Genomic DNA, 534 nt, shown 5'->3' on the forward strand with positions numbered 1-534 from the left:
CCGCCGCCGGTGTTCACCCCGGTTCCGGTGTTCACCTGGACGGGCGCGTACTTCGGTATCAATGCCGGCTACGGCTTCGATGCCAACGACAACCGCGGCGCCACCGTCGTCGGTGTCTCGCCGCAGAACGCGATCTTCGCCGGCCCGGCCGGTGGTAACCGCGCTGGCGTGCTCGCCTACGGCGGCAGCCGCGGCAGCGACGGCTTCACTGGCGGTTGCACAGTCGTCTACCACTCCCAGTTCACCCCGCGCTCGGGCGTCGTGATCGGCATCGATGCCGACGCGCAGTACGTCGACTTCGGCCCGAACCGCAACCGCGTATCGTCGGCGACCGTCGCTGGCGGCGGCATCCTGCCCGGCAACCTGATCTACAACCCGTCGGGCCGCTCCAGCCACGACTACTTCGGCACCGTGCGCGGTCGCCTCGGCTACGCCTTCGACCGCAACCTCGTGTACGGCACCGGCGGCTTCGCCTCCGGCAGCGGCGGCGGCCGTGACTTCGGTTCGGGCGTGTCCCGCAACGACTTCCAGACC

The 534-nt window shown here is 70.0% G+C and carries 1 pseudogene; it reads left to right on the forward strand.

The features are described 5' to 3' along the window. A pseudogene (locus tag MKK68_RS03595) lies at positions 1-534 on the forward strand (porin family protein); the annotation flags it as partial.

Origin of the sequence: Methylobacterium sp. E-016, from assembly GCF_022829745.1 — a bacterium.
In the GTDB taxonomy this organism is placed as follows: domain Bacteria; phylum Pseudomonadota; class Alphaproteobacteria; order Rhizobiales; family Beijerinckiaceae; genus Methylobacterium.